The organism is Candidatus Midichloria mitochondrii IricVA, assembly GCF_000219355.1.
GTDB lineage: Bacteria > Pseudomonadota > Alphaproteobacteria > Rickettsiales > Midichloriaceae > Midichloria > Midichloria mitochondrii.
In genome coordinates, this window is record NC_015722.1 from 146,047 (window position 1) to 160,778 (window position 14,732).

Here is a 14,732-nt window from a genome sequence, read left to right on the forward strand (position 1 = left end):
TAATAATTATATTTAGGTAAAAAATGAAAAAATTGACGTTAATTATATCTGTGCTTTTATTGAGCAATCTTGCTATCTCCGCAAGAGCAGGAATAAAAATAGCAGTAGTAGATGGACAAAAGATCATCGAATCTTCTTTAGCTTACAAAGATATTACTGGCCAGGTCGAAAAAAAGGCCACTCTATTTAAAAATAGCGCTGCAAAAATGCAAGAAAACCTTCAGAAAAAGTATAAGGAAATAGAATCACAGAAATTAGTTTTATCGAGTGAAGCTTATGGAAAAAAGACTAAGGAGTTTGAATTAGAAGCTGAGAAAGCTCAAGAAAGCGCTTATATGGATAGGATGAGTTTGGACAAAGCCTATTCAGAGGCAATGAAAGTGCTCGAAAAAAAGATCACCGATATTATTCAAGCAAAAGCTATGGAGAAAAAGTTAGATATGGTTATGGCTAAGATTCATATGATCTATAATAACAAAGAGTTAGAAATTACTGATTCTATTATAGAGGAATTAAATAAATCCTTGCCAGCGGTTGCTGTGAAATTTGACGCAATTCCATCAAAAAATGATAAAGGTATTAAAAAGTAATGGTAATTAAAAATAATTGATAATATTAACAAGTAAGAGGGGTGGGGTTTACTCCTTTCTTACTTTAAAACTGGGAGATTTTTAAAATGCTGGCAGCTTTAAGAAAAAGTTTAAATCATATAATAACCAAAATATTTTTAGGATTACTTGTTTTGACCTTTATACTGTGGGAGGTCGGATATATACTAAGGGGTTCCAAAACATATATGGCCTTCAAAGTCGGAAATGTCGAGTATACAAAATCTGAATGGGGAAAGTTTTATCGTGCCCAATTTGATAGATTAGGGGATGAATATAAACAAGTGTACGGAATTAATAGTAGAGAATTACAGGATTTATTCTTAAAGCAATTAATAAACTCTGCTTTGCTTAAAGAAGAAGTTAGGCGATTAGGTATCTCTGTAGGAGATGATGCTGTAAAATACGAAATAATTAACAACATGCCAGGTTTCATGAGAGATGGGAGGTTTGATAAGGATCTACTAACTGATTTTTTGAAAAAGATGAACATCTCAGAAACCTTTTTTATTGAAAAAATTAGAGAAGAGTTGGCCCAGAAGGTCTTAGTTGAAGTAATTTCGTCAGGCAATCTACTAAATAATACCCTGTTAGAGCAAATAACTCAGGCATTATATTCAAAAAGGGAAATCGAGATATATCAGCCTAATATCTATCATTTTGACGTGAAGAGTGGGCCAACTGATGATGAGTTGCAGAAGGTTCTTGAAACTAACAAAGAGCTTTTTACTGTTCCAGAAAAAAGAGCGGTTACATTTTTTAAATTTAATTTAGAAGATGCAGATAAAGTCCAAGAAAAAATTTCGCAAGAAGAGTTAGAGAATTTTTACAAGGAGCGTTCTTATCTATTTGTATTACCAGAAAAGCGCAAATTTTTAAAAATGGTTTTTGCTGATGAAAAGCAAGCTAAATTGAATTATGATAAATTGACCGCTGGAGGAGATTTTGTAAGCTTAGCAAAATCCTTGAAACAAGAAATAGGCTTAAATAGTCAGGCTATGAGTAGAGATGGATTTAGTGAAGATGTTGCTAATATTATTTTTTCATTAAGGCAAAACGAAATTAGTAAGCCGATCATTACCCCTTTTGGATGGTGCATTTTTAAGGTCGTTGATATCGTTCCTGAATTTATACAGCCCATGGAAGTTGTTAGGAAAGAGATAGGACGGCAAATCACAGAGCAGCGCTGTTATGACAGGTACTTGAAGAAGATTCAAGGTATTGAACGTGATATCACTCAAAATATACCTATAGAAGCAATCGCTGCATCATATGGCTTAAAGCTGCAGAATGCTACCATCACCTTTGACATACAAAAATATGACGAAAAAAATATTTTGCAAAACAGGGTATTCTTAAATACAGCGTTTTCTATTCAGGAAGGCGTGACGTCCGGAGTTATCTCTTCTCTTCCAGATAGTGAAAGCTTTGTGGTTAAAGTAAATAAAATAGAGCCTTCATACATTATAGTCTTTGACCAAATAAAAGATAAACTGGCAGCCATATGGAAAGAGGGAGTTCAAAAAAAGATGGCTGTTTCTGTAATGAACAGCGTCAGAGAGCGAGTTGCAAGAGGCGAAAAATTTGTAGAACCTGGAATCAAAATTACTAAAAAATTCTTATCGATTAATAGTAATAAAGAATTTAATACTGAGGATTTGCTCGAAATATTCAATACACCGGTAAACCAAGTTACAAGAATTTTTGAAGCTGCACCTGATGAGCAATTCTTTGTAAAAATTTTATCAGCGCAAAAGTTATCTGATACTGAGATTAAAAAGGCTGCAAAGCAGGAAGCAGCAAAACTTAATAATCTCCAGGATGTAATTTTGAATGATTATTTTTTACACCTACAAAAGGTTCATAAAGTAGAAGTATATGATATATCACTGCCAAACTTCTAGATTTGTGCCATGGCAGTAAAATTTACTCTTATAAAAGAGGTTGGCAAGACACGAGTCGGCTTTATAGAAACCGCTCACGGTGTCATCAACACTCCAGCCTTTATGCCAGTTGGAACTTTAGCAGCAGTCAAGGCTATGACACCAGATGCCATTTCCAGTACAGGGACTGAAATAGTTCTTTCTAATACTTATCATTTAATGCTCCGTCCAGGCGAAGATAGAATTGAGAGATTAGGTGGTTTACATAAATTTATGAATTGGCAAAAGCCTATTTTAACGGATTCTGGCGGCTTCCAAGTGATGTCTTTGGCATCTTTACGTAAAGTTACCGAAGAAGGGGTTATGTTTCGATCACATATAGATGGCCATAAGTATAATCTAACTCCCGAATACTCCATTCAAATCCAGCACAAACTAGGTAGCACTATCACGATGGCCTTTGACGAGTGCATACCCTACCCTGCAACTTTTCAAGAAGCCAAGAGGGCTATGGAGTTATCCATGCGCTGGGCATTAAGATCAAAAAACAGTTATCAAAATAAGGATGGTTATGGGATTTTTGCTATAGTACAAGGAAGCGCTTATCAAGAGTTGAGAGAATCTTCAGCAAATTTTTTATCTGCTATAGATTTTGATGGATATGCAATAGGCGGGCTTGCCGTAGGAGAGCCGCAAGCAGTAATGTTTGATGTCTTAGATTATACTATTCCTCTACTACCTAAATTTAAGCCTCGTTACCTAATGGGGGTTGGAAAACCATCTGATGTTGTAGGAGCAGTTGAAAGAGGAGTTGATATGTTTGATTGTGTCATTCCAACAAGATCAGGAAGGAACGGACAAGCATTTGTGCGAAATGGCACTATTAATATACGAAATGCACAATATGTGGAAGATATCAGGCCCTTAGACTCCGAATGCAGTTGCTATACTTGTAGTAATTTTCATCGAGCTTACTTGCGTCACCTAGTCAGGGCTAAGGAAATACTCGGATCCATTCTAATGACTTGGCACAATATTCATTATTACCAAGATTTGATGAAGGAGTTAAGAGAAAAGATAATACGAAGTTAAAGTAAAGCGTTGGGCTTAAGGTCTAACTTTTTCCCTCTCCACGCCCTTGCATTAAGTAAACTATTGCCGAGGATAGCGATGGCTGCCAATAAAAAACCCCGCGCTGTGCCGGGGGGGATCCCACCATGCCATATTCTAGCGCTGCTATGGGCCCCTCTTTTAGGCATTGAACATGGGGAGCTCTGTCGTCTACACCTTTTACAATCAGAAAACGAGCTTTATGTTAGGAGAATAGCAGAACTCCACATCACTAGAATCAATCTCTCGGTCATTACAAAAGAGAACTATTTTATCACGCTCACTGTTGAAGTGTCTGATAAAGCTAACTTTCTGATCGTTATATATATTGCTTTGACATACATCTACAAAGATGCTACCTCTGCCAGATCCAGCCTACGTAACTTAAGCCAGAAGAACCGACTAAATTTCACTACCAGTTGGGGGCTCCCAATGCTTTCATATAGTGCTTAATGCCTACAAGGCCCTCCATAGCGCTGCATGATTTAACACATGATATCAGAGGCAACGGCACAGCCATACCGAATATCAAGATTTTTGCATTCGAATTGACTTAAGACTTAAGAAATCTAAGGCGGCTAGAGAATTTCTTTTCTGTTGTTTAGTAAAGATTACTTCGTTAGTTAAGTAATTTTTTCTGCATTTCACTTCAACAAATAAAAGGGAATGCGCCTGAATTGCAATAATATCTATCTCGCCAAACTTACCTTTCCATCTTTTTTTAATAATTTTATATCCCAAATCTATTAGATATCTCTCAACAAGCTCTTCAGCTTCTATACCAACTCTATAATTAGATTTTTGCATGTTGAGTAGGGTACTTTAGAAAAGTAAAAATAGCCTACCGATGCTTTAAAGCAAAGATAGGCTATAAGTTTGGGTAAAACTATTTATTAGTATTAGTCTCTTTTATTAACAAGCAAAGTATAGTCCTTATTTAAGCCTCTAACCGCAAGTATCCAACAGATCATTAAGAATAAAAATATTCCGGTAAGTGTTGGAGTAATGGTTGAGAATGTTGCCATAGGGAAAAGCATAAATATAGAGGATTGGATTATAGCTCCGCCAGATTTGGCTAGCCTTCCTCCAACAACATCTACCGCTGCCTTACCTTTGCTTTTTAATTCGTCATCTAATGGAATAAACGCCATTTCTTTTGTTGCATCAAACATAGTGTATTTTGTTGCCTTACTTAATACATTTTGTAGAGCACCTAAAAATACTGCGATGACTATTGGGCTCATTTTCATGAAATCTTCCATCCATGGCGCTAACTCTTTTTCAAAAATAACGAATGCAAAGAAACCTCCACCAGTTATTAAGATCATTAGAGGAGTAATAATTGCAGCGGTAAACCAGCGTACATTTTTTAAGATATTACTACCAAGGATCATAAATAGTATAGTGACAATTCCTGTCCACTGAATAAATTCTCCCATGAAGTGAGCATATTCATTTTGGGTTGGATAAAGCTCACGAATTTTTGCTTTCCAAGGTCCTTCTACCAAGTTAATAGTTGTTCCATAGCAAAGTACTAATAGTACTATGAAACCAAGGTATCTAGAATGGAATATCAACTTAATACTCTCTGAAACGGATAATTTTAGTTTCCTCTTTCCTTCGCCAGCTTTAGGAGTATAGTATCTCGGGTCAGTTAAAACATGTACATTCATCCATCTATATATGGCCATTACTAAAAGACCAGAAATAATTAGAGCGGCCATTGAAAATACGATAAGATCATTATCATTGCCAGCCTCTGTAGACATTTTGGAAAATTGTATCACGGCGTTACCCGCAAAAATTAGACCAACATTTCCTATCAAGCCAAACATAGAATAAAACCGTTTTGCTTCTTCGGTTTTGGTAATACGGTTGGCAAACTGCCAAAACATCAAGTTAATCATTGCAGCCCCCCAGAGCTCAGCAAAGATATAAAATAAAGCAAAGGACCATCTACCTGCTAGCAGAATTAACCACTTCAGGTTTGGTAATTGATGTGCTAAATTTTTAATCGTTTCAGGATCTGGATGAACAACATCACGATAAGGATAAAGTACAATAGCAAAGATAGCAAAAAATACTATAAAGAAGGAAGTTACAGCGTAGAACAATTTTTCATAGTCCATTACATTGCTTAACTTCATATAAATTATAGTAAAAAGTATCGCTGATGGAAGAACACACCACAACTTAACGAAACTTATAACTTCGGCTCCTAAGTTTGGTATAACTAAACTGTCTTTTAGGGGCCTTAATGTACTAAAATTAAACAATATAAAAAACATCATTAATGTCATCGGGATAAATTTTTTCGCCTCTGACATTTTAATAGGACAAAGCATTTGCCAGAGCCGCAGCAATATACCTTCTTCTTTTTTATTTTGATTCATAATTCTCTCACACAGTTAAAAAAATCGTGCGAATTATACTGCAATTACAAAATATGTCACGATATTTTATAGTAATAAAGAACGATGGTTTAATAAGTTAAATTTAGTTACTACTATTTTATTATGTGTACCGCGATTTCTGGGAATTTATTTAATTCCTTTTTTATAATTTTTTTAACAAAACTAACAACTCGTTTTTCTATGTCAGAGTTGATCTCATTATTAATAGAAAGACTAGCTATTTCTTCCTCTATAGTTTTTATTAATTCCCTATCATCGGTTTTATCTAGTAGTCCAGTGGCTGAAACGTGGGCTTCTAATATCTCAGATCTTTTTCCTTTTGCTAAAAGGTTGAGAGTGACGAATACAGCTCCATTATCTCGTATTTTGAGGCGAGATTTAATTACTGGACTAGCTCCATCTAGAATACTTTCTCCATCTATTAGCATATAGCCCGCTTCAACTCGCCCAATCTTTTCAGGTCCCTCTTCGCTTAGTTTTAATACCTCTCCATTAGTAACCTCTATTGAATATCTGCATCCATTCTGTTTGGCGAACTTAGCGTGAGCATGTATGTGAACTGCTTCTCCGTGCACTGGAATTGCTATTTTGGGCTTTAAATACTTGTACATCATAGCGACTTCTTCCTGACCAGGGTGGCCGGAAACATGCACAAAACGATCTCTTTCGGTTAAAACTTCCACTCCCATTTTGCAAAATTTATTAAATAAGTCAAAAATTTTTCTATCATTGCCAGGAATTATTTTGGAAGAAAAGATAATAGTGTCGCCAGGTATTAGCTTTAGAAATTGATGAGAATTATTGGCGAGCTTACTAACAGCAGCTAAAGGTTCTCCTTGGCAACCAGTTGAAATAATGAGTATTTCTTCTCTACTTAAGCCTTGAATTCCTTTTTCATCCAAGAATTCATCTATATCATCTAAATAGCCACAATCCCTTGCGGCTCTATACATACGCCATAAAGAACGGCCTGTTAGAGTAACTCTTCTTTTGGCTTTTTTAGCAGCCTTTGCGATAGAATAAAGCCTGGCTGCATTAGAGGCAAAAGTTGTGACTACTACCATACCCTCTTTACAATCGCTGATTAAGGTGGCGAGGCTTTTTTCTAAGTCACCTTCTGAGCCAGATCTGCCTTCATTGAAAATATTGGTGGAATCACCAATCACAGCTAAAACTCCTTCTTTGCCCAGTTCTTTTAAGCGTTTTTCATCAGTTAATTCGCCCAAAGTAGGATTGTCATCGATTTTCCAATCTCCGGTATGGAAAATGTTACCGGCTTTTGTTCGAATCATAATCCCATTATTTTCTAATATGGAATGGGTAATATTAATAAGCTCTATATTGAAGGGGCCTATATCAATCTTGCTATTATTTTTGAGTATATGAATTGGGGCTTTACCACTTAGTCCATGCTCATTTAGTTTGGCTTTTAAAACAGTGGCGGTGAAATTACTGGTATAAATTGGAATCTGAATTTCAGACCACAGGTATGGTACCGCGCCTATATGATCTTCATGTGCATGAGTTAGAAGTATACCAACTATGTCCTTGCGTTTCTCTATTAGAAAATTAATATTTGGTACTATAATTTCGACTCCAGGAAAATGGTTGTCTGCAAATCCTATACCCATATCAACTATGAGCCATTTGCCTTTATAATGGTATACGTTGAGGTTCATTCCTACTTCTCCAGAGCCACCTAGAGGAAGAAAAAGCAGTTCCTTTTTTAATTCCTTAAAATTTAAATTCATTTATTTGATGATCAATCTTGTTTTAATAATACGTGTTTTAGGGCATTAAAGTTTTCTAAAACTCTACCTGCTCCAGTTGCAACACAACTAAGTGGGTCGTCAGAAACAAATGTTGCAAGGCCAGTTGCATTCTGTATTACCCTATCTAAGCCGGTAAGAAGAGCGCCACCACCTGTCAACATAATACCTCTGGTTACTATATCAGAGGCCAATTCAGGAGGAGCAGATTCAAGGAGTACCTTTACGGCTGTAATGATTTGATTAATTGGTTCAGCTAAACTTTCAGCAATTTTATCTTCCGTTAGAACTATTTCTTTAGGTACGCCATTTAAAAGATCGCGGCCCTTTATCTTCATGCTACGAGGCTCGCCTTCAGGATAATGCGCAGAGCCAATTTCTTTTTTGATGCGTTCTGCAGTTGATTCTCCGATAAGCAAATTATGATATCTTCTAATATAATTTATAATAGCTTCATCCATAGCGTCCCCCCCGACTCTAACTGACCTCGCAGTTACTACTCCACCTAGTGAAACTATGCCTACTTCAGTTGTACCGCCACCTATATCTACAACCATTGAGCCGGTCGGTTCGGTAACTGGTAGATTAGCGCCTATTGCAGCGGCCATTGGCTCTTCTATTAAATACACTTCTCTAGCTCCTGCTCCTTCTACTGCGTCGTATATAGCTCTTTTCTCCACAGCTGTTGCGCCATATGGAACACAAACAATGACTAGAGGCCTCGCCAGAAAGCTCTTTTTATTATGAACGCAACTAATAAAGTGCTTTATCATTTCTTCCGCTCCTTTGAAATCAGCAATCACTCCATCTTTTAAAGGTCTAATCGCTTGTATTTCAGAAGGAGTTCGGCCCAACATCATTTTTGCTTCATACCCAAAGGCGTAAGGAATCATGCTGCCTTTATGGTTTAGCATAGCAACGACAGATGGCTCTTTGAGGATGATGCCTTTGCCCGGCACGTATACTAAAGTGTTCGCAGTTCCAAGGTCTATGGCCATGTTGGAAGAAAATATGGATAAAAGGCTCGATAACATATATGTCAATAATTATATTTATACGATTTTCTAAGCTAAAAAACATTTTTTGGCAATTTATTTTTCCATTAGATAGAATTAACTCAATTCTAAAACAATAAATTGATGATGCTGTTTAAGACCAATAGTCCTCTTTTGGTGGCCGATACTCGGCCATTTTTTATCTTTAAGAGATTTTCTACTGTCATTTTATTAATTCTACTCTGAAGTGTTTCATCATTTTTAAATTCGTCAAAAAGTATTCCGTCAACTAGTCTAAGTCCCATAATCAATTTTTCTTTCGTTTGATCATCGGCGGTTAATAATTCTTTACTTTGGTATGGAAATTGTTTTTTTGAAGCTAACTCTATCCATTTTTCAGGCATATGCACATTTACCGTGGCAAATTTCTCACCATTTATGGATATTCTCCCATGGGCTCCTGGACCAATTCCTAAGTAATTGTTGTACTGCCAGTAAACTAGATTATGCTGACAATAGAAGGGATTCCGTGCATAATTAGAAATTTCATATTGCTTAAAATTATTTTTGGCTAGTATATTATTGGTAATGCTATATAAATCAGCCGCTAACTCTTCTTGGGGGAGATGAAATTTTTTTAAGGTGTAATCTTTAAAAAATTTTGTTCCCTTTTCAATAGTTAATTGATAAAGAGAGATGTGATATTTGGCATATTCTAAAGCTGAATTGAGTTCTTCGGCCCAATTTTCTTCAGTATGCCAGGGCAGGGCGTAGATCATATCAAATGAATAGTTTTTGAAAGCTTTATCTGCATGCTCAATAGACTTTTTTGCCGCTGATGCATTATGTTTTCTACCTAAAAATCTTAAGGCCTTATCATCAAAACTTTGTACGCCGATGGATACTCTGTTAATTCCAGCACGTGCAAATTCAATGAATTTCATAGTTTCTGAAGAACCAGGATTAGCCTCGATTGTAATTTCAGTGTGATTATCAATTATCCCAATGGAATTTGTAAATTCTAAAATACTAGCAAACATTTTAGGAGAAGCTAAGGATGGAGTGCCGCCGCCAAAAAAGATACTTTTAATTTTTTTAGCCGAGACAATATCCTTATATAGAGATATTTCTTGTAAATAACATTGTAGTACCATCTCTTCGTCTATTAATTCTCTGACATGACTATTAAAGTCACAATAGGGACACTTTGATTCACAAAATGGCCAGTGTACGTATATTGATACTTTTTTATTATCAGACAAGTTACTCTATATAGAAAAGGAATTACCACAACCGCATTTAGCTGAGGTATTAGGGTTTTTTACTACGAATCCAGCACCACCTAAATCTTCATGATAATCCAGTACGCTATTCACAAGAAGAGTTAAGGATAATTCATCAATCACTATTAGACCATTAGCAAAAAACTTATCGGTTTTTGCAAGGTTGCTATCAAACTTATAATCATATTTAAAACCAGAACAACCTCCTCCTAGAACTCTAATCCGAAACCGAGACTCAGGAGCTTCAGTGACTAGGAGTTCTTTTATTTTATGCTCTGCATTTTGAGTTATAGTAAAGTTCTGATCTAGCATATAGGTACTTATTGTAAGGTGGTGCGGCTGAAAAGACTTGAACTTTCAATCCTCTCGGAACAACGACCTCAACGTTGCGTGTCTACCATTCCACCACAGCCGCATATAATTTTCACTGAAAAATTAGTTTCGCCAATCATTATAACAATAAACAACAATTTTGACAAACAAAAGTCCATTATTGAATGGGCAATGCCTGGTAATTATAACGGCAATAAGAGGGTATGATATCTTCGTAGTAGAATGGGTGGAGTAGGAAATGACAATCAAGTGTAAATATTGCGGCTCTAGCGAGCAGGTGAAGAATGGTGTGGTACATTGTGGACAGCAAGAGGTAAATAGGTGCAAGAATTGCAAAAAGAATTACCGAGAAGGTGATAAGCGGCAGAATACACTATGAATGATAGACTTAAAACCTAACCTTGAGGACTGCGGGATTAGGACGATAGAGAGACTGACTGGAATCCATAACAGCCAAATATCTTCATGGATCGAAGGACGGGGGGCGCTATGTGCAAGAAAAGTTAGATAAGAGCTTGCAACAGCACAAAGTCACTTAAGGATATCGAGGTCCTAGAGATTGACGAGCTGTGCACATATATAAAAAAAGACCAAAGAATGGAAGTGGGAGTACACCTTTATATTGATTGCTGTTGATAGAGGAGCGGGTGAAATTATTGATTTTGAAGGTAGGTTGACGGGAGCAAGGCAACCCACCTGAACCTGTCATTTAGGCTTTGAGGAACGTTATAAATTGAGCATGTACAGATGATTACAGCGTTTACGAATACTATAAAATCTCCACGCACCGTCACAAAACAAAGGCTGAGACCCCATTGGTAGAATCAAAGAATTCTTTAAGAGGCATTATCTAGCTAGTTTTAATCGAAGAACGAAGCGCTACAGCAAATTCCTGAGGATGCTTTGCGCTACTCTTACCCTCTTCTTCCATAGGCATTTGACGGATTTGAAACTTCTACCTATAAATATTAGACAATGCCAGTGAATAGAGCTGCATTGATGACTTTAAAGATACTAAATCCAAACCCGATCTTGCCAAATCAACCAATTTGGATGCTCTTTAATAAGATTGTTTTTGGCAAGTTCTGCTAAATTTGCATTGTCAAAAATAGCAAAATAAGTTGGCCCACTTCCAGACATTCTTACTACTCTCACATTTTTTTGCTCTCTTAATGCAGTTTTTACCTCGATTAAGTCTTTACACATCTCCAGAGCTATCTCTTCTAGATCATTTCTGCCCTTGAAAATCAGTTCATAGAGATTCTCCCTATCAAGAAGAGGAGAGTATTTTTTCACTAGACAATAAATGTCTTTTGCTAGAATTTCATATCCGGGATTTATTAGAACTAAATCAAGCTTACGACCCAACTCCAGAGGCTCACTTATTTTCTCTCCAATACCAGTAACAAACGCAGCTTTATCTTGTAAACAAAAAGGAGCGTCTGCCCCAATACTAAGCGCTATTTCGCTTAAATCCTTTTTATTAATCTTGATATTCCAAATCTTGACTAGTAATTTAAGAACAGCAGCTGCATCTGCGGAACCGCCTCCTAGACCTGCACCTATTGGAATACGTTTGTTTATAGTAATATTAGCGCCAAGTATAGTGTTGCTCGGGAAGGCTAACTTCTGTGATAAGTCTAAATTAACAAAGTCTTTTAACTTCTCTGCCGCTCTTATTGCAATATTGGTTCCATTTATTGCGTGACCAATAGTATTACAAATTAACTCGTTATACTGTTGCACAGTAACCGTATCATGCACTTTAAGCCTAGCAAAAAGGCTTTCTAACAAATGATAGCTATCCCCTCTTTGGCCAACTATATGCAAAAACAAATTAATCTTTGCATGAGCTGACCTTTGCAGTATTTGCATTAAAAATTATTATTTTTAACTTTCGGAGGATTATAAGTATTCATTTGCTCGAAGAAGTCATCATTTGATTTAGAGTATTTTAATTTATCTATTAAAAATTCTACTGCTTCTGTTGTACCCATTGGATTTAAAATACGACGCAAGACCCACATCTTAGTTAATGTGACCTTATCTACAAGTAGATCTTCTTTCCTGGTTCCAGATTTAGAGATATCAATAGCAGGAAATACCCTTTTATCAGCGATTCTTCTATCCAAGACAATTTCAGAGTTACCAGTACCCTTGAATTCCTCAAATATAACTTCATCCATTCTAGATCCAGTTTCAATTAATGCGGTCGCAATAATTGTTAATGAACCCCCTTCTTCTATATTACGTGCAGCTCCAAAAAATCTTTTTGGTCTTTGTAGTGCATTAGAATCAACACCACCACTTAAAACCTTACCTGAAGAAGGGGCAATGTTATTATAAGCACGAGCTAATCTGGTTATGGAGTCAAGCAAGATTACTACGTCTTTTTTTGATTCAACTAACCTTTTAGCTTTTTCTATAACCATTTCTGCAAGCTGTACGTGCCTATTAGAAGGCTCATCAAATGTTGAGCTTACAACTTCACCACACACTGAGCGAGACATATCAGTTACTTCTTCCGGTCTTTCGTCAATTAGCAATACGAGCAAATAAATATCTGGGTAGTTTGTGGTGATTGAGTGCGCAATATTTTGCATTAGTATGGTTTTTCCAGTTCTAGGTGGTGCCACAACTAATGCTCTTTGGCCTCTTCCAATAGGAGCAACTATATCTATAATTCGCGCACTCAATTCCTTTAAACCGGTTTCACTACTAGTTTCTAAAACGATTCTTTTATTAGGATAAAGTGGAACGAGATCGTCAAAGTGCATACGATGCCTACTTTTGATGGCTTCGGCACCATTAATCTGATTTACGTCAGTTAAGGCGAAGTAACGTTCTCCTTTCTTAGGAGACCTGATCGGACCAATAATTGTATCGCCAGTTCTAAGTAGAAACCTTCTTATTTGATTGGGAGCAACATATATGTCGTCAGGTCCAGGGACATAATTAGCTTCACTTGAACGCAGAAACCCATAACCGTCCTGTAGGATTTCTAGCACACCTTCTCCAACTATAATTCCGCCTTTGTCCGCTAGGCATTTAAGTATAGCAAAAACTAAGTCATGTTTTTGAAAGTTGCTAGGATTATCAATTGCAAGTGATTCGGCAAGTTCCATCAATTCTTCTATGTTCTTACGCTTTAGGTCCTTAAGATGAAAAGCCATAGCGGGTATGTTTGAGTGTTGCTCTGGTTCATCTTTTTTGTCCGAATCTAAGTCAGACAAGGATTCTGAATCAGTTTCTTGCACATTCTCTTTATCAGATTTGATTAACTCTTGGCTAACTTCGGCATTCTCTTTTTTTCTTCTAAAATTTTTTCTAGAGAAATTCCTACTTTTTGTAGGCTCATTTTGGGGTGGTGAAAGCTCAAAATCGGTGCCTTGTTCCGGTGTGCCATGACTACTTTGAGCGATTGTTTTGTTTATACCTAGTTTCTTTGGTTGCTCTAAACTCATATTATCGTTGCTCATTGAAAAATTTATAAAGGAATTAATTTGTTTAGGGAAAATAAGTTTAACACTTACATAACTGTGGATCCTGGTATTGAAACAGCAGCTAACCCCTAAACTTAGAGGAAGAACCAAGCCTATACCTAAGAGCACGATCTAGATATAATATTTAATAATCGCAGTCAAATATTTTTTGTACATATAATGAAATTAAAAATTACACTTCTTGTTTTAGCAAGTCTCTTATAAAAGCAGGTAAGCCGGTTCTTCTATTTTTTTTCAAGCGTTCTGCTCTTAATATCGAAAGCAATTTATTAAAACTTTCATTTAGACCCTTATTAATTATAACATAATCATATTCATGCCAGTGACTTATTTCATCGTTGGCCCTTTCTTGCCTGAAGGCTGCCACTCCTTCTTCATCATGATGGCGTAACTTAAGTCGTTTGTAAAGTTCTTGTTTAGAAGGAGGGAGTATAAACACACTAGTAACATCTTCCCTTGTAGTTGCAACAAGGCGCCTATGTCCTTGCCAATCTATATCAAAGACTACATCTTCTCCCACCTCTAAAAATTTTTCTACTGCATCCTTGGGAGTACCATAAAAATTACCAAAAATTTCAGCGTATTCCATGAATGCGTTATCCTTGACCATCTGTTTAAATTTAGCTGTATCTACAAAATGATAATCTTTGCCATCAACTTCACCAGGACGTTTCTTTCTAGTGGTAACAGAAATCGAAGCTCTTAAATGCTGATCGTTTTCAATTAGTAATTTTGACAAAGTTGTTTTTCCTGCACCAGAGGGGGCTGAAATAACCAACATTAATCCTCTGCGTTTTATATTATCTGATGATCCGTGCATTACTAGTACTTGTT

The 14,732-nt window shown here is 36.4% G+C and carries 13 protein-coding genes and 1 tRNA gene; 4 read left to right on the forward strand and 10 right to left on the reverse strand.

The window, feature by feature from the left end:
• The first annotated feature begins 23 nt into the window (after positions 1 to 23).
• From MIDI_RS00895 to tgt, 3 genes are all read left to right on the forward strand, one after another.
• On the forward strand, positions 24 to 590 hold the full coding sequence (locus MIDI_RS00895) for an OmpH/Skp family outer membrane protein (protein ID WP_013950714.1): 567 nt from the start codon (positions 24 to 26) through the stop codon (positions 588 to 590).
• An 86-nt stretch (positions 591 to 676) separates the two neighbouring features.
• A complete protein-coding gene (locus tag MIDI_RS00900) occupies positions 677 to 2,512 on the forward strand; it encodes a SurA N-terminal domain-containing protein (protein ID WP_041185332.1) in 1,836 nt (611 codons plus the stop codon).
• Positions 2,513 to 2,521: 9 nt separating this feature from the next.
• Positions 2,522 to 3,583: a tRNA guanosine(34) transglycosylase Tgt gene (gene tgt / locus MIDI_RS00905; RefSeq protein WP_013950716.1), complete on the forward strand. Its 1,062-nt coding sequence runs from the start codon at positions 2,522 to 2,524 to the stop codon at positions 3,581 to 3,583.
• A 546-nt stretch (positions 3,584 to 4,129) separates the two neighbouring features.
• Here the strand turns inward: tgt and MIDI_RS00910 are convergent.
• From MIDI_RS00910 to MIDI_RS00940, 7 genes are all read right to left on the reverse strand, one after another.
• Positions 4,130 to 4,408, reverse strand: coding sequence for a YraN family protein (locus tag MIDI_RS00910; protein WP_013950718.1), 279 nt, complete (start codon positions 4,406 to 4,408; stop codon positions 4,130 to 4,132).
• Between the two features lie 92 nt (positions 4,409 to 4,500).
• Positions 4,501 to 5,994 (reverse strand): Npt1/Npt2 family nucleotide transporter, encoded by a 1,494-nt coding sequence (locus tag MIDI_RS00915; RefSeq protein ID WP_013950719.1) that lies wholly within the window; start codon positions 5,992 to 5,994, stop codon positions 4,501 to 4,503.
• 113 nt (positions 5,995 to 6,107) lie between these two features.
• Positions 6,108 to 7,766, reverse strand: a complete 1,659-nt coding sequence (locus MIDI_RS00920) for a ribonuclease J (RefSeq protein WP_013950720.1) — start codon at positions 7,764 to 7,766, stop codon at positions 6,108 to 6,110.
• An 11-nt stretch (positions 7,767 to 7,777) separates the two neighbouring features.
• Positions 7,778 to 8,818, reverse strand: coding sequence for a rod shape-determining protein (locus MIDI_RS00925; protein ID WP_041185333.1), 1,041 nt, complete (start codon positions 8,816 to 8,818; stop codon positions 7,778 to 7,780).
• A gap of 89 nt (positions 8,819 to 8,907) precedes the next feature.
• Entirely contained in the window at positions 8,908 to 10,041 is a 1,134-nt protein-coding gene (hemW, locus tag MIDI_RS00930) for a radical SAM family heme chaperone HemW (protein ID WP_041185334.1), read from the reverse strand.
• Positions 10,042 to 10,047: 6 nt separating this feature from the next.
• Positions 10,048 to 10,374 carry a HesB/IscA family protein gene (locus MIDI_RS00935; RefSeq protein ID WP_013950723.1) on the reverse strand — a complete coding sequence of 109 codons (327 nt, stop codon included), beginning with the start codon at positions 10,372 to 10,374 and terminating at the stop codon, positions 10,048 to 10,050.
• Between the two features lie 19 nt (positions 10,375 to 10,393).
• A tRNA-Leu gene (locus MIDI_RS00940) sits at positions 10,394 to 10,477 on the reverse strand.
• A gap of 297 nt (positions 10,478 to 10,774) precedes the next feature.
• Between MIDI_RS00940 and MIDI_RS09625 the strand changes: the two genes are divergently transcribed.
• Positions 10,775 to 10,906, forward strand: a complete 132-nt coding sequence (locus MIDI_RS09625) for a hypothetical protein (protein ID WP_272940951.1) — start codon at positions 10,775 to 10,777, stop codon at positions 10,904 to 10,906.
• A gap of 503 nt (positions 10,907 to 11,409) precedes the next feature.
• Here MIDI_RS09625 and MIDI_RS00945 read toward each other — a convergent pair.
• The 3 genes from MIDI_RS00945 to gmk form a co-directional block, all read right to left on the reverse strand.
• Entirely contained in the window at positions 11,410 to 12,270 is an 861-nt protein-coding gene (locus tag MIDI_RS00945) for a 4-(cytidine 5'-diphospho)-2-C-methyl-D-erythritol kinase (protein ID WP_013950725.1), read from the reverse strand.
• On the reverse strand, positions 12,270 to 13,568 hold the full coding sequence (gene rho, locus MIDI_RS00950; RefSeq protein ID WP_237697449.1) for a transcription termination factor Rho: 1,299 nt from the start codon (positions 13,566 to 13,568) through the stop codon (positions 12,270 to 12,272). The genes MIDI_RS00945 and rho overlap by 1 nt, the downstream gene beginning before the upstream one ends.
• Positions 13,569 to 14,070: 502 nt before the next feature.
• A complete protein-coding gene (gene gmk / locus MIDI_RS00955; protein ID WP_013950727.1) occupies positions 14,071 to 14,718 on the reverse strand; it encodes a guanylate kinase in 648 nt (215 codons plus the stop codon).
• Between the last annotated feature and the right edge of the window lie 14 nt (positions 14,719 to 14,732).

Bases quoted from the DNA above. Each gene is read 5' to 3' on its own strand.
- MIDI_RS00895 (WP_013950714.1), top strand. From the start codon at position 24: ATGAAAAAATTGACGTTAATTATATCTGTGCTTTTATTGAGCAATCTT.
- MIDI_RS00900 (WP_041185332.1), top strand. From the start codon at position 677: ATGCTGGCAGCTTTAAGAAAAAGTTTAAATCATATAATAACCAAAATA.
- tgt (WP_013950716.1), top strand. From the start codon at position 2,522: ATGGCAGTAAAATTTACTCTTATAAAAGAGGTTGGCAAGACACGAGTC.
- MIDI_RS00910 (WP_013950718.1), bottom strand. From the start codon at position 4,408: ATGCAAAAATCTAATTATAGAGTTGGTATAGAAGCTGAAGAGCTTGTT.
- MIDI_RS00915 (WP_013950719.1), bottom strand. From the start codon at position 5,994: ATGAATCAAAATAAAAAAGAAGAAGGTATATTGCTGCGGCTCTGGCAA.
- MIDI_RS00920 (WP_013950720.1), bottom strand. From the start codon at position 7,766: ATGAATTTAAATTTTAAGGAATTAAAAAAGGAACTGCTTTTTCTTCCT.
- MIDI_RS00925 (WP_041185333.1), bottom strand. From the start codon at position 8,818: ATGTTATCGAGCCTTTTATCCATATTTTCTTCCAACATGGCCATAGAC.
- MIDI_RS00935 (WP_013950723.1), bottom strand. From the start codon at position 10,374: ATGCTAGATCAGAACTTTACTATAACTCAAAATGCAGAGCATAAAATA.
- MIDI_RS09625 (WP_272940951.1), top strand. From the start codon at position 10,775: ATGATAGACTTAAAACCTAACCTTGAGGACTGCGGGATTAGGACGATA.
- MIDI_RS00945 (WP_013950725.1), bottom strand. From the start codon at position 12,270: ATGCAAATACTGCAAAGGTCAGCTCATGCAAAGATTAATTTGTTTTTG.
- rho (WP_237697449.1), bottom strand. From the start codon at position 13,568: ATGGCTTTTCATCTTAAGGACCTAAAGCGTAAGAACATAGAAGAATTG.
- gmk (WP_013950727.1), bottom strand. From the start codon at position 14,718: ATGCACGGATCATCAGATAATATAAAACGCAGAGGATTAATGTTGGTT.